The organism is Methylosinus sp. (assembly GCF_036560965.1).
Taxonomy (GTDB): Bacteria; Pseudomonadota; Alphaproteobacteria; order Rhizobiales; family Beijerinckiaceae; genus Methylosinus.
In genome coordinates this window covers 36,957-63,910 of record NZ_DATBQF010000074.1, presented here as the reverse complement: position 1 = coordinate 63,910, position 26,954 = coordinate 36,957, and the positions used below count along the sequence as shown (strand labels likewise).

1 protein-coding gene is annotated in these 26,954 nt (G+C 66.6%); it reads right to left on the bottom strand.

What is annotated here, in order from left to right; translation table 11 throughout:
* Positions 1-122: 122 nt before the first annotated feature.
* Entirely contained in the window at positions 123-26,561 is a 26,439-nt protein-coding gene (locus VIF40_RS19485; RefSeq protein WP_331939177.1) for a LamG-like jellyroll fold domain-containing protein, read from the bottom strand.
* Positions 26,562-26,954: the final 393 nt, after the last annotated feature.

The window sequence follows — 26,954 nt, the reverse complement described above, 5'->3', positions numbered from 1 at the left end:
TCCTGAAACAAAAGCGCTGCTCCGAAACCGAAAATGCTTCGATGTCGTGCTTTTTGAAGCGCGGCACAGGCTTCGCATCATTCTGTGACGAACTTATTACAGCCGCGGCGGCGCTGCGCCGACTACCAGTCGAAGCGCCAGCTGTCGCCGCGCCGCGAATCGCCATCGTGGCCATCGTGGCCGGCGTGGTTGTGTTTATGCTCGGCCTCCAGCCACAGCCAATCGTCGAGGTCGGAGCAATGCGGAGCCGGCGGCGGAGGCGGCGGGGGAACGACGCTGACCGGGACATCCGTGCTCGCCACTCCGAAGGCCCCCGCGACGGCGGCCTGCTGGATTTGATTTGCGGTGAGCGCCTGGCCGAAGAAGGCGACCTCGTCGATATGGCCATCGAACGATTTTGTGATCTTGAGCTTCGAGAGATCAATCGTCGCGCCGACCGTGGTTTCGTCGGAGCCGCCGATCACTATGGCCGATTGGTTAGCGGCGAGGCCGCCGGCGAAGGCGTTGGTTCCGACGAGCGCACCATCGAGATAGAGCTTCATGCCGCCGGCGCCGAAGGTGAAAGCGAGATTGTGCCAGGAGTCCGCCGCGACGGTCGTCGACGAGCGGATCGCATAGACGCCGCTCGGCCCTTCCATTTGCACGATGAGATGATTGCCGTCGAGGCCGATCGTCAGGCCGCTGCTCAGCCCGGCGCCGTCCTTGGCGAACAGCGTCTGCTGTCCGAATGTCGAGCGCGCATCGAACCAGAGCGTGATCGCGCCATTGGCGACGGCGAAGGCCTGATCATTGGCGACCGCCACATAGTCTCGGCTCGAGTCGTGGAAATCGGCCGATGCGCCCGCGCCGAAGGGGGCGATCGCTGTCGACGGACCGGCGTCGTCGCGATCGGGATGACCATTCGCGAAGAACACGCCGTTCTGCGCCGCGCCGGCGCTGTCCGCGACAGTCGAGCCCGCGTCGTCGAAGGTCCAATAAGCAATCGGCGTCAGCAATTGCTGATCGACCGTCACCTGAACGCCCGACTGCACGAGCAGCTGCGCGCTGCTGTTGTGATAGACGTCGTAGAGAACATTGCCGATCGAGCGCTGGCCGATATCGCCCCAAGCGCCGGAAAGATGCAGCATCTGGCCGCCGTCGCCGAGCACGACCAGCTGGCCATTGCCGGCGAGAGACTGCACATCGGCGGCGCTCAATGTGGAGGGGGCGGCGCCGCCGAGCACATAGGCGGACGTTCCATCGGCGAAGACCAGCCGCTCGACTCCCTCCAGCTGATCGGTTCCGTCTATGGTCGGGCCGGCCGCGCCTTCGGCGGTCAGCTTTTGCGCGCCTTCCTTCATCAGCCGGCGCACGAAGGCTTGATCGACGGAGCCGCCGAATATCGCCACCTCGTCGATGAGCCCGCCGAAGGCGTTGGTGACGCGTAGCCTGGCCGGATCGCCCGAGGCGTCGGAATTGCTCGCATTCGAGCCGCCGATCACGATCGCCTCGCGATTGCCGGCGAGGCCGCCCGTGTAGGAGTCTTCGCCGACGAGCACGCCATTGACATAGAGCTTCATCCCGCCTTGGCCGAAGGTGAAGGCGAGATGGTTCCAAGCGCCCGCCGACACGATATTGAGCGTGTCGACGACATGCCCGTCGAGCGTCGCCTCGAGATGCTGGCCGACGAGGCTGATGGTGAGCCCGTCCTGCGCATGGGCGCCGTCCTTGGCGAACAAGGTCTGCGTTCCCGATGTGCCGCTCGCGTCGAACCAGAGCTGGATCGCGCCATCGTCGAGCGCGAAATCGCTGGAATTGGCGACGGCGATATAGCTGTGCGCATCCTTGTGGAAGGCCGCCGCGGTCCCCGCGCCGAAAGGCGCCGCGGTCGTGGACGGTCCGGCGTTGCCGAGATCGTTGGCGATCTTCGTCACGAAGGTGGCGTTCTGGGCGACGCCGGCGCTATCCGCCAATGTCGTTGAACCACGCGCCTCGTTGAGCGACCAATAGGCGACGCCTTGCGGCAGCGCCGGACGCGTGTCGGCCACCTGCAGCGCGCCGCCGACGAAGGACAGCTGATAATCCGATAGCGCGCCGCTGAGGCCGGGGCCGGCGCTCGCCAGCCGCGGGCCGGACACTGTGAGACGGCGGATCTGGTCGCCGTTCAGCGCCTGGCCGAACACGGCGACCTCGTCGATGGAGCCGCGGAACGCCTTGCTGATCGTCAGCTTGGAGAGATCGCCGGTCTGGTTCCGGTTCGCTTCGTCGGAGGCGCCGATCACGATCGCCTGGCGATTATTGGCGAGGCCGCCGCTGTAGGAATTGGCGTCGACCAGCGCGCCATCGAGATAGAGCTTCATGCCGTCGGCGCCGAAGCTGAAGGCCAGCTGACGCCAGCCGCAGCCGATATCGTCGCAGCTCGTCACCGTGTACGACGTCGTTCCGGTCTCGAGCCGCGCATAGACGCGGCCATTGGCGATTCCGATGGTGAGATCGCCCGCATTATTGCCATAGCCGTCCTTCGCGAACAGCACTTGATCGCTTCTGCGTCCGTCGTCGCCGGCGTCGAACAGGAAGGCGATCGTCCCATTCGCCGAATGGAGCGCCACATCGTCGGCGACGGCCACATATCGGCGCGCATCGCCATTGAAGCTCGCATTGGCGCCGGCGTCATAGGACACATTGTCCGCCGTCGCGCCGCCGTCCTCTGAGCCGTGCAGCGACGCGCCATAGAACATGCCATTCTGCGGCGTTCCGACCACGTCGGCGACGACGCCATTCGCAACCTTGTCGAAGGACCAATAGGCGCTCGGCTGCACGATCGGCATGGAGACGGCGTCGATCCCATCGCCGCCGTCGATGAGATCATTCCCGCCGCCGCCCACGATATAATCGGCGCCGTCGCCGCCGAGAATGACGTCGCTGGCGGCGCCGCCGATCAGCGTGTCGTCGCCGAGGCCGCCGAGCAGCGCCGACGGACCCGAGCCCGCCCGAACCGTGTCATTGCCGTCGCCGGCCTTCACCGTCAGCGGCGCATCGACGCTCGCATCGACAGTCACACTGTCGTTTCCGCCGCCCGTGGCGATGAGGATGGATTTCACATCGGCGGCGGCGAAGGTCTTGATCACATTCTGTCCGATGATCGGCAGGAAGCTCGCATAGACCTCGATCGTCGCGCCATTGGGATCATTGGCGCCGCGCGCGCCCTTCTGCATCACATCCTTAATCTGCTGATCGCTCAGCTGGCGGCCATAGACGGAAACCTCGTCTATATGGCCGGAGAAGGGATCGCTGATCGTCAGCTTGGAGAGATTGCCGGAGGTGGTGCGATTGTCGGCGTTGGAGGCGCCGATGACGATCGCCTCGTGATTGCCCTGCAATCCGCCCGTATAGGCGTTCTCGCCGACGAGCGCGCCGTCGAGATAGAGCTTCATGCCGGCATCGCCGAAGGTGAAGGCGACATTGTGCCAATCGCCGCAGGAGACATTGTCGCCGCCCTCGACACGGAAGACATTCAGCCGCCCGGTCGCATCGACGCCTTCGAGCTCGGCGAACAAGGTCCCTTGATCGACGCCGATGGTCATCTGGCCGGCGCCCGTCCCGCTCTTGTTCTTGGAGAAGAGGACCTGCGTGTCGCACCAGTTGCGACCTGTGTCATTGGCGTCGAACCAGAGCTGCACCGCGCCGCTCGCGAGATTGAAGACCGGATCGTCGGCGACGGCGACATATTCCTTATTATCGTCGTGGAGCTCGATCGAATTGACGGCGCCGAAGGGCGCGAAAGCCGCAGACGGCCCGGCGTCGGCGCGGTCCGGCGCGCGATCCGTGTAGAGCGTTCCATTCTGCGGCGTTCCCGCGCTGTCGGCGACGGCGGTTCCGCTGGTCTCGTTGAAATTCCAATAGGCGACCGGCTCCAGCGGCTTGCGCACGATCACCGTATCGTCCTGCGGCGTGCCGGCGATGCGCAGCACGCCGTCGAGCAGAGCGACGCCGGTGAGCCGCGCTTCCGTCGTCGCCGTGGCGACGCCGAGATCGTCATCGGAAAGATGGGCCGAGATCGTCCAGAAGCCCGGATCGCGATAATTATGCGTCAGCTGGAAGTCGCGCGTTCCGGCGGCATAGGCGAGAGTCTCGGCGGCCGTTCCATCGCCCCAATCGACGACGAGCGTGTACGTGTCCTGCGTCCCGGCGTCGGCGAAGACGCCGGTGAGCACGACCGGCTCGCCCGGCAGCACATTGCCGACCTCGGCCGCATTATTGGTGAAGGTGGCGAACACCGGCGCGACATTCGCCACAGTGACCGCCGCGCTGATCGTCGCCGAGCCGCCATCCTTGTCGGAAAGCGTCAGATCGATGCGGTAATCATCGGCCGCGGTTCCCGTCGGATTGTCGTCGAGATAGCGATGCGTCGCCGTGAATGTATGGCTCGCTTCGTCGATCGTCAGCGCAGAGGCGCCGCCGTCGCCCCAGACCACAGCGCCGGAATGCGTGTCGAGGAGGCCGGCGTCGGCGAAGCGACCCAGCAAGGTCACGGTCCCATTCTCGTCGATCGTGAGGCTGGAAGCGAGCGCGCCGCCGATCGTCTGCTTTTGCGCGGCGACGCTGTTCAGCGTGAGATCGGCGATGATCGGCGCCGCATTCGTCACGATGACAGCGGCGGTCGAGACATTGCTCTTGGCCCCGGCGTCGTCGGTCACGATCGCGGAGATCGTGTAGTTCGCGCCCGCGGCCGGATTGTCGAGATAGACATGGGTCGCGGTGAAGGCGCGATTGACCGCATCGACGATAATCGTCGCGCTGGCGCCCGCGCTCGCGGAGCTCGAGCCATCGCCCCACACGATCGCAACCGTATGGAGATCGAGCGGACCCGCGTCCGTGTAGACGCCGGAGACGGTGACGGAGGAACCCTCTTGCGACGTGCTCGGAACGACGCTCAATGCGCCGGCGACCGGCGCGACATTGTCGACCGTCAGGCTCACAACCGTCGGCGCGCTGGCGCCCTGATCCTTGTCGACGATATTGGTCGTGATCGTATAGACGCCGTCCTGAACATAGCGATGGGCGACATCGAAATTGAGCGCCCCGGCGGCGAGATCGACGATCTCGCTCTGTCCGTCGCCCCAGGCGACATTCAGCCGCAAGCTGTCGAGCCTTCCCGGATCGACGATGCGGCCGCTCAGCCGCGCGAATTCATTCTCGGCGATCTCGGCCGGCCCCGACCCTGCGGCCGGCGCGACGGCGACATTTTGCAGCGTCGGCGCCACATTGAGCACGGTCACGATTTTGTCGGCGGCGACATAGGCGCCGTCATTGTCGGTGGCGCCGGTCTTGATCGTATAGGCGCCATTATCCGCATAGCTATGCGTGGCGACGACATTCCCATTGGCGGCGGCAGCATTGATCAGAATGTGATCCTGCGCGCCATCGCCCCAATTCACATCCCACCATTTGATCTTATCAGCGCCCGGATCGGTGGCGGACAGCGACAGGCTGTAGACCGCGCCCTCATCCGCCGTGGCGGCGCCGGCGACTGTCAGCGTCGGCGCAACCTCATTGATGGTGATCGTCGTATAGGCGTCGGCGACGCCGCCGTCCTTGTCGACGATCTGGCCATGAACGAGCAGCGCGCCGCTCTGCCGCAGATATTGGCCGGGAACCGTCGCCGGCCCCGCGCCCTGCACGAGATCGAAGGTTCCATTATTGTCGAAATCATAGCGATAGCTCAGCGACGCGGCGTCCACCGGCGACGGATCGGTCACGCCGGAGAATGTCACCGTCGCGGAGGCCGCGCCTTCGCTCACCGGGCCGCTATTGCCGAAGGAGACGAAGCTCGGCGGCGCATTGTCCACCGTCACGCCGACCGCCTTGGAGATCGTCGTCGGCGTCGCCGAGCCGATCGTCGCATAGCCGACGATCACATGCGGGTTGGAATAGACGCCGCTGTCATTGACGCCGAGCGCCGTCAGCTCGCTCCAGGAGAAGCTCGCCGTCGCGCCGCTCTTGTCGATTGTCCCATCATTATTGATGTCCCAACCATAGGAGAGCGGCGCGCCGGTCGCTTGCGCGGTCAGCGTGAGCGATTGGCCCTCCGCGATGCGATAGGGGCCGCCCGTATCGATATTATTCGCCGTGAGACCGACCGTCACCGCATAGGCGGCGGAGGTCGCTCCGGTCGGAGTCGTGTCCTTGTCCACCGCCGTGGCGCGGATCGCGACATTGCCCGGAGCGGCATAGACATGGCTCGCCTGCGTGGCGTCGGCGCCGAAGGTCTCGACGGCCGAACCATCGCCCCAATCGACGCGCCATTCGAGAACGCGGTCGATCGGCGAAGCATCGGTCGCCGTGAAGCCTATGGTGAAGGGCGTTCCGACCGTCGCCGAATGCGCGCCGGAAACGACGACCGTCGGCGGCGTGTCGGCGATCTCTATTTTCGACACCGCCGTGGTGGAGAGACCGTCGGAATTGGTCGCGCGCACCGCGATCGTATAGAGGCCATTGTCGGCGAGGCCGAGATCGACGAGGCGATCCCAGGGAAGCGTCACGCGATAGACGCCGCCGCCGAGAGCCGTTCCGATCACTTCGCCGAACTGTCCGTCGCCGTCTATGTCGAAGAGCACAGGGCCGGACAGCGAGTTGGTGGAGCCCAGCGCCTGCACATTGGCGGTGAGCGTCACGCCCGAGCCTTCCGAGGTCGAATAGCTCGGCGCAGAGAAGGACACGATCGGCGAGGACAGAACCGTCAGTCCCTCGAAAGTGTCATAGGCGACCGCGCCCTTGCCGGCGAGGCTGATCGAGCCATTGGTCTGCGGGATCGGCAGGCCGGCGACGCCGCCGACGAGTATGGAGGCGTTCGGATCCTGCGGATCGACGATCAGCGTGTCGCCGGGCAGCGCGCCGGGCGCGTCGCCATGCAGCGTCGTCACCGCATCGGCGGGGAGATTGGCGATCGAGACGCGCACAATGTCCGCGTCCGCGTCGCCGGAGACGATCGTATGCGCCGCTGCGCCCACCTTCTCGATGGTGATCGCATCGGAGCCGGCGTCGCCGTCGATCGTCGTCGTCGCGCCTGCGCCGGTGTTCTGCACATCGATCGCATCGGCGCCCTCCCCGCCATGGATGGCGAGCGTGTCGGCCGCCGTCTTGGCGTTGACGACGCGCAGATCGAGACTGTCCGCGCCGGCGCCGAGATCGACGCTGGTCGCGCCGCGATAGTCGGCGACGACGACATGGTCGGAGCCTTCGCCCGTATTCACCTTGGTCGCGCCGACGATCGCCGGCGGCGCGGAGACGAGCGACACAATGTCGTCGCCGACGCCGGTGGTGACGCCGATCGACTCTATGTCCGTATGCTCCGTCGTGAAGGCGATCGGCGGCGCCTTGGGCGAGAGATCGACATTGAATGTCGCGAGACCGCCCTGCTGCGTCGCCGAGCCGAGGCTGCCGACATAGGCGGTGAGCGAGGAGCCGTTCTGCGGCCCGAGGATCAACGAGGTCGGCGTCAGCAGGCCACGCACGCCGCCCACGGCGTCGCGGACCACTTGGACGAAGCCGAGCCCGCCCGTCTGCTGGTCGCGCTGGAACACGGCGATGTCATTGGCCCCGCGCGCCGTCACCAGCACATATTGGCCATCGGCGGTGACGGCGACATCTGTCGGCGCGTCGAGCCCGCGCACGCCATCGGCGCCATTGCGCAGAGTCTCGACGAAGACGAGCGGCTGCGTCGTGGAGCTCGTGACCTGGAAGACGGAGAGCGTATTGCCGCTCTGGCTCGTCACATAGACGAAGCCGCCGTCCGGGCTCACAGCCACATCGGAGGCGCCGACGAGTCCATTGGCGGCGCCCGAGAGAGTCTGAGAGGCGCCGGTCGTCGCGTTGGAAGCGGTGAGGCTGCCGGTCGAGGCGTTCACCGAATAGGTGAAGCCATTCTGCGCGATCGCTTCCGTCGCGGCGCTGCTCGCGCCGGACTGAGTGGCGATCAAAGAGAGCGCGCCGGTCGTCGTGTTCAGCGAATAGCTGCGCAGGCCGGCCGAGCCCGTCGTCGTCAGCACCTTTGTCGATGCGTCATAGCGCATCGAGTCGTAATAGACGCCGCCGTCCGATTGCGATTGCGCGAAGGAAAGATCGCCGGTCGCCGAGGCGAGCTTGAAGGTCGCGAGCCTGCCGGTCGACGCGCTCTCGGTGATGACGAAACCATCGGTCCCGGTCACGAGCACATTGGAGACGCTCGAAAGGCCGGAGACGCCGTTCTGCGCCTCCTTGAACAATTGGCGCTGCGATCCATCGTCGGCGTTCACGACGACGAGCGCGCTAGTCGCGGTGGAGACGCCGAAGATGTGATCGGCGCCCGGGTCGGCCGCTATGGCGTCGAAGCCGGTGAGCTGCGCGACGGTCGGCGCCGATGGGCGCGCGATGGAGAGATATTGGACATTGCCGCCGAGCGACAGCGTATTGCCGGTGAGCGTCGTCGCGCCGGAGGCGTTCACGCCGATCGACGCCGTGAATGTGTGATTATGCGCGCTGCCCTCTGGAACCAGCGTCGCCCACACCTGGCCCGGAGCGAGGCTCGTCAGCGCCTGATCGGCGCCGACGCCATTGGTCTTCAGCGCTTGCGCCGTGGCGCCGTCGATGCTGAGCGTCGGATTGGCGACATTGATCGTCGAGACATTGGCGACGATCAGCAGATCATAGCCCGTATAATCCTGGCTCAGCGCGCCGACGCCCTTGTCGAGCAGCATGACCGCGAGCAGCGCGTCGGAAGGCGCGTGATCGAGCTGCGGCGTCGTGGTGTTGAAGTCGATCGAGGCCGCATCGAGCCCGGAGACGACGCCATATATGTCCGCGCCGCCCGCGAGGCCGACGATGGTCGGCGTTTGCGGCGCGCCGGCGATATAGGAATTGGCGGCGCGCGGCCCGGTGAAGAATTCCGTCTTCGGATCGGTCGGGGAGAGTCCCTGCTGATCGCCGACGCCGGTGACCACATTGCCGGAAAAGCTCAGAGACGTATTGCTGGCGAGGATGAAGCGTCCCTCGCCGCCTTTGGGAGCATTTCCGCCGCCGAGGCCACCGCTCGTCGTCGCCTTGGCGCCGCTGCCGGCGAGATCGGTCGCATAGAGCTTGATCGTGCCGCCGGCCCCGCCCGCGCCGTCTCCGCCGTCGCCGCCCGGACCGCCGGGCCCGCCGGAGCCGCCGCTGCCGCCGTTATGATTGTCGCTGCGTCCGTCGCCGCCGACCTGGCCGGCGATCGAACCGTAATTCGGATCGGGATTCGCGCCCGAGCCGCCGGTCACGCCCGCGCCGCCGACCGCAGTGAAAGCGTCGCCGGAGCCGACGCGGATCTGCCCCTGCGCGACGAGCTGGAAGCCGCCGCCGCCCGCGCCGCCGAGCCCGCCGGCCGCGCCCGATCCTCCGGCGCCGCCGGCGCTGCCGCCCGTGCCGCCGCCGCCGCCGACGTAATTGTCGTCGAGGCCCAGGAAACCGCTGGTGTAATGCCGGCCATTGCCGCCGCCGCCGCCACCGCCGCCGCCGCCCGAGCCGCCACCGCCGCCGCCGCCGCCGCCGCCGCCGCCCATGCCACCGGAGATGGCAGGGCCGGTCGCCGTGTTCGCGCCGGCGTATCCGTCATTGCCGGAACCTCCCGTTCCGCCGGTTCCGCCACCGCCGCCGTCATAGCCGTCGCCGTCACGCAGTCGGTCGCCATTGACGATGTCATAGGCGCCATAGGCCCCGGCGCCGCCATAGCCGCCGTAGCCGCCATAGCCCAGGCCGCCGCCGGTCCCGGCCGCGCCGTCGGAGAGATTGCCGACGCCGACGCCGCCGGACCCGCCACCGCCGCCGTTATTGCCGTAATAACCCCAGCCGCCGTCGCCGCCGATGCCGCCGCCGCGGCCGAAATCCTGATAGGCGCCGCCGCCGCCGCCACCGCCGCCGCCGCCGCCGTAATAGCTCGGGGCGCCGTAGCCGCCGGTGCCGCCATGGGCGTCGCCGGTGCCGAATGGGCCGCCGATTCCCTGTCCGGCGGACGTCGTGCCCTGGAAGGTGAAATCGGACGGAAGGCTGCCATTGGAGCCGCCGCCGCCGCCATAGCCGCCGACCGCGCCAGAGCCGGCGCCGCCGGCGCCGCCCGCCGCGCCGCCGCCGGCGCCCGCGGTCTGATTATGCGCCGAGAGATCGAAGGTCACATTATCGGCGAGCTGCACATTATTCGCGACATCGAACGACAGAGCATTGGCGCCCGCCGCGGATATTTTCAGCCCGGCAGGCAGGTCGAGATCGCCGGCGAAATTCAGCGACACCATGCCATTGTTCGCGCCTGTGGCGCTCGCGTCGGCAGTGATGGAGAAGCCCGACTGGCTGTAGCCCAGATACCACCAGCCGCCATTGGTGAAATCGAGCGTGTCGTCGATCGCCGTTCCGCCATTGTTTAAATTGACGGTGATCTTGCCGGAATTGATCCAGACCCACTGGCCCCCGTAATAAACCGTCGTGTCGATCGAGAAATCATTCGAGATCGTATAGGTCGGCACGGTCGCCGGCGCGACGGTGGCGGCGGCGTTGGGCAGATCGTCCACTGCGACGATATTGTCGACGAGGATCGAGCCGAAGGGCGTCGAGGCGTCCTTCGCGGTCAGCGTCACTCTGTCGAGCCCATAGAAGCTCGCGAGCGAAGTGTCGAAACGCTGGAAGCCGGCGCCGGCGGCGAGGCCGAGCTCCGCCGTCACTATCTGTCCGCCGATCGTATGGCCGCTCAATACGACGACCGCCGTTCCACTCGCCGCCGTATTGGCGAGCTCGAGCGAATAGAGCGTGAAGCCGTCGCCATTCGGCGTTCCGTCGGCCTTCGCCGCCTGCAGCGTCAGCACATCGCTATTTGCGCGCGCCTGCGCCGCCGGGCTGATCGCGTCCGAACGTATGAAGCCGAGCGCATTGGAGGTCGACAGCCGGAAGCCGTTCGACGCATAGGCGGTGTCGCCCGGGTTCAGCCCGTCGAAATTCAGCACCTTGTCGTAATTGCGATAGGCGTCGAAATCATTCGCGGGATCGGGCTGCGTCACCACGACGAGACCCGATTGCAGCGTGATGCGATTATTGTCGATCGTCACATTCACATTAGCGGTGGTCGTCGACACGACATCGAGCGTGTCCGTTCCCGTCTTGCCGCCGAGAATGCGCGTCAGATCGGCGCCGGCGGTCGAGATCACCGAGACCGGCGAGCCGGAGGGAAGCGTCGCGGCCTGAAGATCCGTGTCGAGCAACGTCCAGGCGATCGGCTTCGTCGCATTGGCCGAATTGTCGACGATGAGCTGCTCCACCGTCTTGTCGATGGAGGTGAATTGATTGGCGATCGGCTGCGCCGAAACCTCCACCTGCAGCGTATCCTTGCCCGATTGGCCATCGACGATGGTGCGCGCCGTGCTGACGCTGCGCGCCTCGATCAGATCATCGCCGCCGCCGCCGAACACGCCGACGATGGTCGCCGGAAGAGTCGCCGCATGGACATCGAGCGTGAATGTGTCATTGCCGTCGCCGAGCTTCACATCGACCTCGGCCAGCGAGCGGAACGCAACGTCGCCGGCGGTGAGGCCGGAGACGATTCCCTCGCCGACGGCGGCGCCGTCATGGATCACGCCTGTCGTCGTCGCGGCTGGCGTGCCGGAGAGATCGACAGTGAGTCTGTCGGCGGCGCCGGCGCCGGTGATGAGCAGCGGCGCGCTGGTTCCATAGACGATCGCCTCGTCATCGCCCGCGCCGAGATTGATCGTCGTCGCCTTGCCGGCGCCGTGAATGAAAATTCGGTCCACTGCGCCATTGGAGTCGACGATGATCGGCGTCGCCGAGCCGTTTATGGCGACAGTGTTCGTCGTCGCGCCGCTGAGCGCGATGGTGGTCGCATCGACGCCTTCTATATCGACCGGCTGCGCCATTCCGACCGCGGTGATGCGGCCGCGCGTCGCCGATACGGCGTCGAGCGTCAGATTGGAGTCGACCGTCGGGCTCACCGAGAAAGCGTCGCCCGCATCGCCGCCGCCGCGCGCGAGAACATGGCCGCGAATATTGGCGAGGTTCGGCCCCAGCGTGATGGCGTCCGCGCCGGCGCCCGCATCGACGATCGTATCTGTCGAGCTGGCCGCGATCGCGATGGCGTCGGCGCCGGAGCCGGACTTCACCGTCACAGTGGCGAAATTGCCATAGGTGACGCCAATGTTCGGATCGACCACCGACTGATCGGTTCCGCCCATGCCGAAGCCGAAGATCTGATTGCCATTGGCGCCGCCGATGACGCCCGCGTTGGCAACTGTGTCGCCGCTATCGTCGACGAGCAGCGTGTTGGCGCCGGCGCCGCCGTCGAGAATGAGCGTACCTGCGAGGCTGTTCACCGTCGCATCGGCGCCCGAGACGATGACGGAATCGGCGCCGTCGCCGAGGAATAGCGAGGTGATGGTCGCCGCCGCCGTGGAGCGCACCGTCGCCGTGTCGGCGCCGTCGCCGAGATGCAGCGCGAGCGAGCGAAGATCGCTGTAGACGACCTTGCCGGTCACTCCGAAGCCGGCGACCTCGCTATCGGAGACGGTTCCGGTCACGCCCTGCGCGAAACCGGAATTATCGAGACCCAGCGACGCCAGCTTGTCATTCGCGCCCGTCACGGTCAGTGTTCCGACGATCGTCGTGAGATTGCCGCCCGCATTGCTCGTTGCAATCAGCTCGCCGTTCGCATTGGTCGTCGCGCTCGCGCGGCTGCCGACGAGGATGACATCCTCCGCGCCGCCGGTCGTCACCGTCGTGGGCGCATTGGCCGACACGCCGCGAATGACGATGGTGTCGCGATCCGCGCCGCCGACGACCGACACGGCCGCTGCTGTTATCGCGCCCTCGAGATCGATCAGCGCGCCGACGCCGGAATCGGCGTCGCCGACGTCGCCGGTCAATGTCGCGGTCTTGGCGGCGGTCAACGTCGCGCCGACGGCCATGACGATATTGTCGCCGGCGGCGAGCGACGCTGCGCCCAATGTCGCGCTCATGAAGGAGGTCGCGCCGAAGATGATGTCCTCGCCGACCGCATTGCTGTCGCGCGTCGCGATGACGATATCGCCTGTCGTCGAGGCGACGGTCCCGATTCCGACGCCGCCCGCGACATCCGTCGCGACCACATCGCCCTTGGCCGAGGCGGTGAAGGAGCCGGCCGCGCGCGCCGCGTCGATGCGCAGCGCATCGGCCTTCGCGCCGATCGATCCGCCGCCGGCGTTGAGGACGAGATTGGGCGCGCTCACATTGACCGCGACACTGGCGTCGGCGTCGAGGATCGAGCCGGTCGCAGAAAGGCTCACGGTCCCGCCCGTCGAGCGCGCCGAGCCGAGCTCGAGATCGCCCGTCTCGCTGATGAAGATTCCATCCCGCGCGAGCGCGTCGAGACGCGTCGAGGCCGTGCGGATCGGCGAGGCGGCGGAGCCGATCACGCCCTTCGGCGCCGTGAGCGACAGAGTGGTCGCCTCTATGCGTCCATTCGCATTGGCGATGATGTCGCCATTCGCCGTCGAAATCGACACCGGGCCGAGCGCATCGAGAATGGCGTCGTTCAGCGTCACCTTCGTGCGCGCCGCGGTCGATGTGTTCGCGATGGCGACGGCGGTGTGACCCGGGTCGGCCGTCGTGACCGGCAGGAAGTCCTTCTTATAGGTGACGTCGACGACGACGTTCTGCGCGAAGTTCGGCGTCGCCGCCAACGGATTGATGAGGCCGATCTGCACGTCGTAATTCGAGGCGTTCTGAATGAGGACGTGATCGAAAGCGGTGAGGAAGGTGATCTTGGGCGAGCCCTTGATCGAATCCTCACCCGGCGTCGTGGCATAGCCGGCGGGCGTCGGGTCCTGCCCCCAGCTCGGAATGGAGAAGGTCGCCGTGCCGGCGGCGGTCGAAGTGTTGACGATATCCGGCACGATGAAGACGCCGTTCTGGAATGCGACCGTCCCTATGCCCTGCTGCTTGACGATATTTCCGGCGGCGTCGATGACGAGCTCGGGCGCCGGCGGCCCGGACAGGAACACATCGGCGTTGAAATCGATGGTGCGCTGATAGACGACGGTCTTCGTCGGATGCTCCGCGCCGGTGTCGATGAGCGCGCCATGCGAGCTCGCGTCGACGAAGCCCGACACATTGGGCGAGCCATAGGCTTCGACCGTCAGAGCGCGCGTATGGACGGCGCTGCCGCTCTCCGCCACGACGCGCGTCGTCACATCGAAATCGTTCTTCGCATAGCTGTTGGTCGAGGCGCCGAGACCATTGGTGGTGGCGTCGGCGCCGGCGAGGCTGGTGACGGATTCCTGGCGCGCCTTCACATTGACGGAACCGCCCCCATTCAGCGAAGCGCCGCTATGCAGATCGACCAGCGCATCGGATGTGGGGCTGGAGGAGCCCGGAGCGGACTCCGGACGGCTCAGCGTCGCATGCGCTTCGGAATTGGCGCCGAGCGCGCTCGATTCGGCGACGGCGTCGATCTTCAGATCGAGCGTCGTGACGCGCGCGAGAATGTCGAGCTTGCCGCCTGCGGTCAGCGTCGAGGCGCCGACATCTGTCCTGGTCGCGCCGCCATAGGTGAGATTTCCGGTGACGCGCGTGTCGGCGCCGAGACCGCCGGCCGAGGCGTGCGGCGCGGATTTGGCCGTGCTGGAGGTGCGCGATTCGACCGAGAGATCGCCGCCCGCGGAGAGCTGCGCGCCGCCGCCGATCGTCGTCGTCGTCGCATCGGAAGCGTTGACCGTCGAGGTCGCGCCGATGACGGAGACCACCGCGCCCGCGCCGCCATCGCCATCGGCCTTCGCATTATTGGTGGTGTCGGCGAGCACCGTAAGGCCCGTTCCCGCCGCTATATGCGCGCCGGTTCCGACGTGCAGGCTGTTGGCGTTCTTCAGCGTGCTCGTGCTTCCGCCCTCGATGACGGTGACGCCGCCATAATTGCCGGCGTCGCCGGTCGCGAAGGAGGTCGTCGTCGTCACCGACTGCACCGAGGCCGATTGCGTGGCGGCGATATCGGCGCCGTCGTCGATGGTCGTCGTCGTCGTCGGATCGATCTCGAGCTCTATGTCGAGCCCTTGCCCGCTCGCCAGTCCGCCGCCGGCGGCATGGCCGAGCAGCTTCACGGACGTCGTCTGCATTGCTTTGACATCCGTCGTGCGGCTGCGGATGACGGCGCGCTTGCCGACGCCGACCGCCATGACAGGCGCGAATTTCGCCTGCGCGATCACCGCGCCGACCGCAATGCCGCCTATGGCGCCGCCGTCGATCTCGAGATTGTTCGCGGTCGTCGTGCTGGTTCCGTGAACATCGACCTCGCCGCCGGCATAGACCGCCGCATCATCGCCGATGCGCGCGGCGACCGCGCCATTGACAGTGACGAGAGTGACGCCCGCGGCAGCGCCGACAATGCCGCCGCCAATGGCGATGCCCATGGGTTGATTGGCGTCGAAGGGATTGACCGTGACCGTGCGCTGCGCGTCGATCTTCACATCGCCGGCGATCCGCGCCGCAGTGGAGCCGATCTGCGTGAACTTGCCGACGATCGCCTGTGATGTCCCCGCGATGGTGAGCTTGCTCACCGCCGCGCCGAGACCGGCGACGCCGGACACCGACCAGGCGCCGTCGGCGAGATAATGATTCACATTGGCGACGGATTTGACGCTGACTTCGTGGAAGCCCGTGACGATCGTCGCATCTGTGAGCGCGGAGGCCTCGATGGTCGAGGAATCGTCATGCGAGGCGCCGGGCGTCGCGCCGAGCATGGCGCGCGCGGAGCTCGTGTCGTCGATGAGCGACACCGCGCCGCCGAGCGACACGAAGCCGCTGACCGCGCCAGCGAAGCCCAGCACATGCGCATTGGAGTCGAGATTGGCGGAAACCGTGAGCACGCCGGCGGCTGGGTTCAACCCGGTGATCGTCGTCTGCGGCGCGATGAAGGCCGTCGAATCCGCGTCTATGCTCACAATGGCGAGGCTGACGCCGAGCGCCGCCGCGCCGCCCGCCACGCCGCCGGCGCGCGCCGTGAGATCGAGCGCTTCACGCGAGATGACGTCGAGATTGCCGGTGGTGATGTCCGCATATTGCAATATGCCGGCGGTCGTGCCGCTGGTGACGCCGCTCGTCGCCTTGGTCGCCGAATTCACCCTGCCCGCGGGCGTGTTCGCCGACGAAGCGCTCCGCGCCATATTGGCGATCTGCGCATTGCCCGCCGCGAGACGATGCTGCGCGCCGCTGGCGCCGGCGGCATCTATGTCGATCGCATGGCCCGCCTGCGCGTCCTCGTAAGAGGCGGCGAGCTTCACCAGCTGCGGATGCGCGCTGTCGACGATGACGAAATAGACCTCGCCGTCCTTCAGCCCTTTGATCGCATTGCCGCCGCCCGCGTCATAGACGACGGCGTCGCCGGTCTTCAGCCCCCGATCGGCGCTAAGATCGATCGTGTCGGCGGCGCCGTTCACCTTCTGCGCCGGATCGAAGGCGGGCGATGACGCGTCGCTCGTCTGCATGCGGCTGGACAATGTGCCGACCGTGCTCTCGACGAAAGTCAGCACGGTGGATTTGTCGCTGCTCAAGGCCGAGGAGGAGCCGTCCGAGGTCGAATAGCTGTCGGTGAAATTGCCGCCGATCGAATAGACGATGATGCCGCCGCCGAGGCCGACGAGCCCGGCGCCGGCGCTGATGGCGTTGGCGTTCACGGTCCAGCGCGAGAGCGCGAACACATCCGTGTCGCCCTTGGCGCGCACGCTCGCCGCGCCGATCAGCGCTTGCGTGTCATTGCGCAGCACGCCGACATCCACAGAGGCGCCGACGCCCGCGCCGAGGCTGGCGCCGAGGCCGCCGGCGAAAGTGAGCAGATCGAGCTTGTTGGTGGCGGCGACGATGACGCTCTGCGAATTGGCGGCTGTCGCCGCGGTGTTCTGATTGATCTGCGCGCCATCGCCGATCGTCGCCAGAGTGTCGGAGTCGACGAGCTCCACCGTCACCGCGCCCGCTATGCCGGCATAGGCGCCGGCGCCGAGGCTCGCGCCGACCGACACGATTTTTTCCGACGTCGCCGCGAGGACGGCGACGCCGCGCGCGGTCTTCTGCGCGAAGCCGCCATTGCTCGAATAGGTCCCGTCCGGCGCGTCGGAGATGAATGCGGCGCTATTGGCGTAGGCGTCGACGATCGCATAGTCGCCGATGGTCGCCAGCGTCGTCTTCTTGATCGAGGTGACGTCGACGGCGCCCGCTCCGCCGCCGGAGCCTATGCCGACGCCGACGGCGCCGCCGATCGCATAAGTCGTCGTGTCGTCCTTGGCGGAGACCAGGACATCGCCCGTCGCCGACACGCGCACGCGGCCGGAGATGGAGGCGATCGTCGATGTGTCGATGACGATCACCGCCGCGGAGCCGGCGAGGCCGACCTCTCCCGAAGCGGCGATGCCCGCGGCGATGCTCAGAATATCCGTCACCGCATGCGAGACGACGGCGACGTCGCCCGCGGCATTGACGATCGTGTCGTAGCTATTGCCGCTCGTCGCGCCCTGGATGAAGGCTTCCGTCGCGCCTTTCAGCACCGGCGCGGCGAAGGCTGGCGTCACCGAGAAGCTGCCCGAGCCGGCGAGGCCGCCGCCGATCGCGAGACCATTATAGGCGCGGCCCGCGGCGACGAGCACATTCTGCCCGGCGCCAGCGCCCGCATCCTCATCCGCATTGATGCGCGCGCCCTGGTCGATATGGGCGAGCGTGTCGATCTGATGCACCGTCACCGAGCCCGCGAGCGCGCCCGATCCCTCGCCGGCGATGGCGACGCCGACGCCGGCGCTGGTCAGATCATTGACGCTGACCGCGACGATGATCACGCCCGATTGCGTCGCGACGAGCGGCTTGCGATCGCGATTGTTCGCCAGCGACGGATCGTTGAAATCCTTATTGCTGATCGCCGGCACGCCGGTGCTGTTCAGCGTCTGCACGACATGGCGGGCCGTCGATGCGACGCCCGTGTCGAGGAGATCGATCTTCTGGCCGTTCAGCGCGGCGTTCTTATCGGCCGCCAGCGCGAAATGATCGGCGTCGATGCGAATGACGAAATAATGCCCGCCGGTCCGCAGCCCGCCGAGCGCCAGCGACTGGCCGGTGTAGATCACCTCCTGGCCGGTGCTGAAGCCATGCCCTGCGACAGTCATCGTATCCGCGCCGTAATCGACGGCGGAAGTGGCGAAATCCTTGGAGACGCCCTGCTGCTGCGCATTGGCCGTCGCCGGCGGCGCGCCGAATTCGCCGGTATTGGCGACAATGCCGCTCTTGCCGGATTTGGCCAGCGCCGTCACCGAGGCGCCCGCGGCGATATAGGCCTCGGTCGTCTTCTTCACAGCGCCGATGCCCGCGGCGACGCCACCGGCGCCCGTTCCCGCCGCGGCGACATTGCCGGAGACCTGGTCGAGCGTGGTGTCGTCCTCGGCCGAAACCAGAACATTGCCGTCCGAGCGCAGGACGGCGCCGGCGTCTATATGCGCCTTGGCGGTGAGATCGAGCACGGAGACGCCGATGGTCAGGCCGCCCGCTCCCTCGCCGGCGCCGGCGATGGCCGCCGAAACCGAGGTGATCGTCACATCGCCTTGCGCGTCGACGATCACATTGTCGCCGCCCTTGGCGGTCGCGCCGGCGCTGACATAGGCCTCGAGGCGGCGCTTCACATAGCCGGCGTCCGCGCCAGCGCCTATGCCGACCTCGCTGCCGGCGATCGCGCCGGCGACGCCGACCAGCGACAAATGTCCGTGCGAGACGATATCGACATCGTGATCCGAATGCAGTCCCGCGCCCGCCGCCGGCGTCGCGCTCGGCGCATCCTCGTACGCCAGCGCGCTCACATCGATATAGGTGAGGGTGAGCGCTCCCGCGCCGGCGCCGTCTCCGGCGAAGGCGCCGCCGACGCCGACGATGACGACCGATTCTCCGGCGGTCGCTTCGATCGAGAGGCCGCGCCGCGACTGGCCGAGCGCATCGGTGAAGGCGTTTCCGGCGCCGCCGGCCGACAGCGTCGCCGCGCCGTCGACATAGGCTTTGGTCGTGTCGAGAATGGTGACATTGGTCGCCGCGAGGCCGACGCCCGCGTCGCCGCCGACGGCGAGTCCGCCGGCGATGGCGACGATATTGGCGGTGTCATTGGCGATAACGCGCAGATTGTTGCGCGCCGAAAGATTGGACGTCGCGCCGATGACGGCCGCCGTCACCGTGTCGTCGATGACATTGATCGACAGCGAGCCGGCGAAGGAGACATTGTCGCCGCCGGCGCCGCCGAGGGTGAGCGAATGGATGGCCGCCGTCTCCTCGGCCTCGATGATGGCGTCGCCATTCGAGTCGATCGTGGAGCTGTCCACCTTCGCCGTCACCTGATTGGCGATGTAATTGGCGCCGATCGCTGCGCCGACGGCGCTTCCCGAGCTGGAAATGGCGATGCCGCCGGTCAGAGCGTTGATCGTCGATTCGTCGCTCGCGCGCAGATTGACCGAGCCGCCCGAGCCCGACGTCGTGCGCAGCGTCGAGCCATTGGAGACGATCGCCTCGATCGTATTGTAGACGCCATTGACCGAAAGGCTCGCGCCGACCGTCGCGCCATTGCCTTTCGAGCCGCCCACGGCGACGGCGGCGATCTTGCCGGCGACGGAGATCGGCCCGTCCTGCGTCGAATGCGCAGTGAGGCTTATTCCGCCCGCGCCCGCGGTGATGGAGGAATCATCGACGGTGGCGCGCACTTGCAATGCGATCTGATTCCAGCCGAGGCCGACGCCATAGGCCTGGCCCTGCGATCCGACGCCGAGCGCGCCGGCGACCGCATAAATGACCGAATTGTCCTTGGCTTCGAGCGAGACGCCCGAGGCGATCACATCGGCGTTCCGGATCGTCGCGAGAATCTGCGAGGAATTGTCGCGGGTGAAGATCTTCTGATCGGTCGAGATGACATTTATGCCGAGCGTGAACGCCACGGCCTTGCTGTCGACGCCGCCGCCGGTCGCAATGCCCAGCGACACGGCGAAAGCCCATAATTTCTGATCGTCGACAGCGAGAATCGAAAGCTCGTCGCCGAGCGTCAGCGCGCTGCGACGCTTCTCGCCGAGCACGCCGGCCACCGTGCTGGCGCTGAGCTGATTGAAGCCGAGCGAAGCGCCGACGCCCTTGGCGCCCGCCGTATAGCTGGCGCCGCCGCCGATGGCGACGAGCTGCGCCTCGTCGCGCGCGGTGAGCGCCGCATCGCCATTGGCGCTGAGCTTTGCGCCGTCGATCGTCGCCTTTGTGGTGTCGACGATGCGATTGACCGAGACCGAGCCCGCGAAAGCGTCGCCCAGCTCATTGGTATTGGCCGAGACGGCCGCCGAGAAGCTCGCCAGCGTGCCGCCGCGCGTCGCCTTCAGCGAGATTTCATCGCGCGTCGAGAGCGGCGCCGCATGGCTCGCGATGATGAGCCCATTGGCGTCCGGCGAGCCGGAGATGGCGAGCCGATCGGCGATGAAGGCTTCCGTATCCGCCGTGAGCTGATTGAGCGCGAAGGCGCCGCCGATCGTCGTTCCGCCGCCGAGGCCAGTGCCGGCGTTGACCGAAACCGCGACGCCGCCGACGATGGCGACGATCGTCTGCGTATCATCGGCGGTGAGCGACAAAGTTCCGACCGACATGGCGCCGCGCGCATTGATGTAGGCGAGATCGGTGTCGCGAATGAAATTGATTCCGGCGCTGCCGGCGACGCCATAGCCGCTCTTGGGCTTGGGCGCTTCCTCGAACAGCGCGGGAAGCGAAATGCCGTCGAGCGGATCATTCGCCGAGGCGCCGAGGTTCTGCGGCGCGCCCTGCGGGCCGGTCAGCACCGTCGCCGTTCCGACGACGCCGACGACGACGCCCGTCGTCGTCGCCGACAGAGCCGTGTCGCCGACATTCATCGACACGGCGCCGGCCGGCGTCGCATTCGGATCGCCGCCATTGCTCGGATCGGCGCCGATGAAACTATAGACCTTGCGCTCGACGTCATTGACGAGCGCCGACATGCCGAGCCCGTTCGAGCCCTTGCCGGCGACGATGATCGTGCCGGATATCTCGACCTCGGTTCCGCCGGTCGTCGCCGAGATGTCGACAGCGCCGCCGCCGGTGACAGTCGGTCCGCAGCTCGTCGTCGCGACGAGCCCCGCCTCGACGTCGCTGCGCTGGCGCAGCGCGAGACCGCTGCCGGCGAAAGCGAATTGGCCGCCGTCATCGGTCTTGCCGCCCGATTGCGCGATGGCGAGGCGGAAAATATCCTCTGTCGCATGAATGGTCAGCGCGCCGCTCGCGCCAATGCCGACCTTGGCGTCGCCTTCGATGCGCGCATAGACGGTGTTCTCTATGTCGTCGACGAGGATGGAGCCGCCGATCGCCTTGGAGCCGGAGCGGCCGAAGACATCGACGACATCGCCGCCGCGCAGCAGCTCGCCGGCTTTCTTTTTCTCGTATTTCGCCTTGCCGAACGGGCTCTCGCTCAGCGACCATTTGCCGATGCCCGCCATTTCGGCGAATTGCATCATCACATCGGCCGTGACAGTGACCGATTGCGTCGCGGATGGGTTGAATGTCGCGGAAGGCGGCGCCTGATTGATGCGGGCGCCCGACTGAATCACCGCCGTGCTGTGATCGATATAGGCGTTGACCGCGATGGAGCCGGAGATGGAGGTCGCCTGCGTGTCCTGGGCCTTGGCGCGCGCCATCACCCAAGTGTTCATGAATTTCGAGCTGACGCCGAAAGTGCCGTCCAGCAGATCGGTCAAGCCGCTGACGCCGCGGGTGACGATGTCCTGCGGGACGCCGAGAACGAGATCCAGCGGATTGATGAGGAAAGGATAGGAGAGCGAGGACGCGACCGTCACCGTCTCGCCGGCGTCGACGATCGTGTTTCCGGCGATCGTCGCATTGGCGTCATTGAGATAGACGCCGACGGCGAAGGAGAGATCGACGGCCTTGGCGGTCGCGGATTTGGTCTTTGATTTCGAGACGTCGGACTGCGCGATCAGCTGCGTCCGCTGCGTGCTCGTCGCCAGCACATCGACATTGTGGTCGGTCTGCAGCGTCGTCGGCTTGGCGGCGGTCGCATTCTTGCCGATCGTCGCCGCGACATCATTGATCACCACATTGACGGCGATGGCGCCGCCGGCGCTCAGCCCGTCATTGGTGATGTCCTTGGTGACGTCCTTGCCGGTGGTCGGATCAGTGACCGTCTGCTTGCCGCTCGTCGCCGACGCCTGGCCGAATATGGTCGCGAGCGCAATGTCCGGCTTGGTGAATATATCCTTGTATTTCGTCGGATTGAATTTGCTGCCGACTTCCGGCTTGGCCTTGCTGCGCGTCTGCGAATCGAGGATCGCCTGAACGCCTATGCCATCCGTGTTCGTGCTCGCCGCCAGTGTGTGATTGGCGCCCTTGCCGTCGCTGGTGAGATTGATCGCCTTGACCGCGGAGACCTCGCTCGGATCTTCGACCAGACGAATGTGATTGTCGTCGACCTTGACGACATAATATTGCTCGCCCGCAGTGAGGCCGCGGATCTCGCGGTCGCCGGCGGTGAGATCATGCACATTGCCGCGCGAGGCCTGATAGACGCGGTCCTCGGCGATGACATGCACGGAGGCCGCGCCGGGATCGGTCAGCGCGACCAGCGCCCCGGTGGTGGCGTCGCGCAGCTCGAAGGAATTGGCGTCGACGGTGACGAGCTTATACTGATGATCGCTCTGCAATCCGCCGACGGCATGGGCGCCGAGCGCTTCGAGCGAGGCGTAATCGACGAGCAGCGGAGCGGCCGCCGTCGCGGTGAAGCCATGGTTCTGGAGGTAGATGCGATTGGTCGCCGTGTCGATGCGCGCCAGCGTCACGCTGGCCGTCGTCTGCGTCGCAGCGTTGGAGAAGCTGTGCGTCCCGAGCGCGCTTCCCTGCGCCACCGAGACGACGACGCCGTTTGAATTTTTGAGCTGGAACAGATCGTCGCTGATCTTCTGCACCGTATAGACGGCGCCGCTCGTGAGATTCGCGATCGGCGTGTTTCCGCCGGCGTCGTAAGTGACTTGATCGCCGGTCGCGAAGCCGTGTCCCGTGATGTGAATCGTCTTCGCCGTCGCGTCGATCGCATCGAGCTCGAAGGCGCGCGACAGCGTCGTCGATTTTGTCGGATCGACGGCATAGATGACGGCGTCGCCATCCTTCAAGCCGTGATTGGCGATGGTGATCGTGTCGCGCGCGCCGTCGATCGCCGTGGCGGGAGCGAAGCTCGCGACGGAGCCGATATAGGCGAGCGCGTGAGTGGCGGCCGAGCCGGGATCGGTCAGCACGATTTGCGCATTGGTCTGCGCGTCGCGCAATTCGAATGTGTCGGCGTCGGTGGCGACCAATTTATACGGATGCGCCGCCTGCACGCCGCCGAGCGTCACATCATTCTCGGAGAGCGAATCATAGGTCACATCGATCGGCGTTCCGGTCGCGAAGCCGTGATTTTTGACGTGAATGCGGCCATTGGCGTCCACGCTGGCGAGATCGATCTCGGCCTTCTTATTGTCCGACGTGCGCGTGAAGCTCTGCGTTCCGAGCGCCGAGCCCTGCGCGATCTGAATGACGGCGCCGGAGGCGTCCTTCAGGCGGAAGCTCGCGTCATCGACCCTGTCGACCGTGTAGACGGCTTTGTCGGCGAGGTTGGCGATAGCGGTATTGGCGCCGGCGTCATAGGTCACCAGGTCGCCGGTCTCGAATCCATGGGCGGCGATATGGATCGCATCCGCGCTCGCATCGATCGCATCAATGTCGAACAGCTTTGATTTGACTACGTTTAGCGTCTGTGTCGCGGTCGGATCGACGCCCGACGGATCGAGATCGATCGACGGCTCCTTGGCGAGCTGGATATGATCCTGATCGAGGACGATGACGGAATAGGTCTTGCCCTTGTCGAGCCCGCCGACCGAATCGCTCTGCTGCCCCTGCACCGCGAGCACGGTGGAGCCGGCGACGGATGTGTTGACGAGATAGGGCGTGTAGACGACGGCCTGGCCGTTGGTGAAGCCGTGATTGGGCAGGGTGATGATGTCGGTGGTGGGATCGACGCCGCCGATCGGATCGAATGTCTTGGTGTCCGTGCTGTCGCCGGCGACCGTGCCCGCGGCCTTGATGGTTCCGTCGAGCGAGGCTTTCACCGTGCCGAATTCGAAGGCGAGCGCCACGCCGACGCCGGCGCGGCCGTCGATCGGGCTGATGGTGCTGGCGTCCGGCGTCGTCTTGGTCGCGCCATTGGCGATGACATTGACATTGCCGCCGCGCGAGGTGATCGACGCGTCGAGGCCGACCGTCGCCAGAGCGGTGAGATCGGTATGCGCGATCGCGATGGCGATGGACGAGGCGGTGGGATTGACCGTGCTGTCGAGATTGGAGGAGGCGCGCGACACCGTCTTGGCGGAGGTCGAGCCCTTGGCCGAGATGGTGACGCTGCCGCCGGCGTCGATGACCGTGGAGCCGCCGATATTCGCCTCGACGTCGCTCTGCGCGAGGCCGTAGCCGCCGGCGAATTCGAGGCCCGTATATTTGGCGAGGCCGCCGCTGCCGAGCGCCGAGGCGATCGCGAACACCTGCGTGTCGACCTTGGTTTCCGCCTTTATGTCGACCGTTCCTTCGGCCTCGATCGTCGCATCGTCGACATTGATCTTGGCGTCGGCGCCGCGCAGGATCACCGAGAGATCGATTCCCGTCGCGGCGCTGAGCAGCACGCCGGGGATCTGCCCCAGCAGATTGGTCAACGTGCCGGTGAAGCCGGCGGCGGCGGCGGGCGCGTCGCTGTTGAGATTGATGTCCTTGGCGGTGGCGTTCACCTTGATCGCGCCGCCGCGCAGGACCGCGCCGCGAATGTCGATGGCGGCGTCCTTGGCCGTGAAATCGGCCGGCCAGCTCACCAGACGCGTGGCGACGTCGGAGGTGGCGAGCGAAATCTTGCCGGCCTTGTGGCCGTTCGCCGTATCGGCCCCCGCGAGCAATTGCGCATTGGCGCCGAGCGCGATGCGCGCGCCGCCGGCGAGGCTCGTCGTGCCATCCGCATTGGTCTTCTGCTTGCCGAACAAGATCTCGCCGGCGTTGCCGCCCGCGAGCTCCGTCGAGACGATGGCAGAGCTGGCGACATTGCGCAGCGTCATCGTCGCCGAGCCGCCGCCGCTGGGCGCGAAGGTGAGGACATCGCCGACGCTATAGCCCGTTCCCGCAGAGCTGAGCCGCGCCGTCGCGACGCCATCCGCATCGACGACGATGGTCGCTTCGGCGCCCGTTCCGGCGCCGCCGGTCGCGGCCACATGCGTATAGGTCTCGCCGGCGGTCCAGGAGCCGCTGGCGCCGGTCTGGTCGGCGACCGCGCCGACATAGATGGCGTCGGCCTCGAGCGTGAGCGCGCCGCCATGCAGCGAAATATCGCCGGAGACGCTGACCACGCTCTTATGAGTCAGATGATTGTCGCCGGGCAGCAGGCCGCCCTCGTCGAACGGATCATAGCCCGAGAGCAGCGTGTTCACCGTCAACGCCGCATGGAAGGTGCTGTCGAGCGAGACGATGTCGACGCTGTCCGATCCCGAGCCGCCGGTCACGGTGAGCGAATGCGTCGGCGCGCTGAAGGTCTGGCTCTCGAATTTACCGTTCAGGCTTTGGAGCGTCATGACGCCGTCGGTCGCGGTTCCCGCATCCGTCAGCCGCGCCTGCACGCCGCTCGAATTGCCCGAAAGCGATCCGAGATCGAAAGAGAGATCGGCCACGACGCCGTTGATCGTCACCGGCTCGAGGCCGCGATAGGTCACGAGCCCGCCGTCATAGGCGATGGCGCCGCTGTCCGGGCCGGTCGCCGTCGACACGAGGCTCTGCGCGACGCCGACGTCGAGGACCAGAGTGTCGAACCCCCCTGCTCCGCCATCCACCACGCCGGCCAGACGGCCGCTGGTCGAGAAGGAGAAAGTGTCGCTATTGTCCGCGGCGCCGGTGAGATTGGCGAAGCCGCTGAACACGAAAGCGCCGACAGAGCCGGCGCCCGCGCCCTCGACGCGCCAGTCGGTGTCCGTCACGGCGCCGATCAGCGTGTCCGCGCCGCCGCCGACGAGATTTTGGACATCCGCGAAGCTCACATTGGCGGGGCCGCTGATCGCGCCCGAGCCGTCTTCGTGAAGCGTCCAGGTCGCTGCGTCGGTCGAGCCCCAGATCAGCGTATCGGCGCCGTCGCCGCCGGCGAAGGCGAAATTCGGCAATTCACGGCCGGCGAATGATGTCGCATCGATGGTGAGCGTGTCGGCGCCGGCGCCGCCGGTGATCGAAACCCGCTGGAGGCCCGCGAGATCGGCGCTGGCCAGAACAGTCGACGTGCTGCGGTCGACGACCTCGACCCGCGGACCCGCGGGGGCCCCGGCTGTCGAGGCGGATTGCGTCGACGCGCCGCTCTGCGCGGCCCCGGCAGGATCGACCAGCTGGACGACGACATCATGCGCCTGCTGCTGCGGGGCGGCCGCCGCGAGACTCACAGCGAGCACGTCCGCATTCAGCAGAACGCGTTGCTCGAGCGTGTCGAACACGACCTTCGGCCGTTGGCCCGGCGGCGGGGGGACGAGAGCTGTCGAATTCTTGAGTTGCGTTTTTCTGTCCGCCGATTCTCGCGGCCGGAAGAATCGAAGGAAAGGCATACGTCGCCCGCGATCAAAAATCGTATTCGCTACAGACATCGGCCGACCTCGTAAAAATATCGGGGATCAGCCTAGCTTTGCTTTGCGTCAGTCGTATTGCAGTTGCTTGACGGCCTACGGCGTCGTTCGGAAGGTCGGATTCGACATTTCGTAGATCGCCCGTCGCAGATCGCCGGTGTCGCAGTCGTCATGATCGGCGTCGCGGCTCGGCGTTGCAGCAGCCCCCTCCTCCAGCTGTCGAGATCCTGGAGTGCGGCCAGGCGGGAGATCGCCGCCACGATCTTC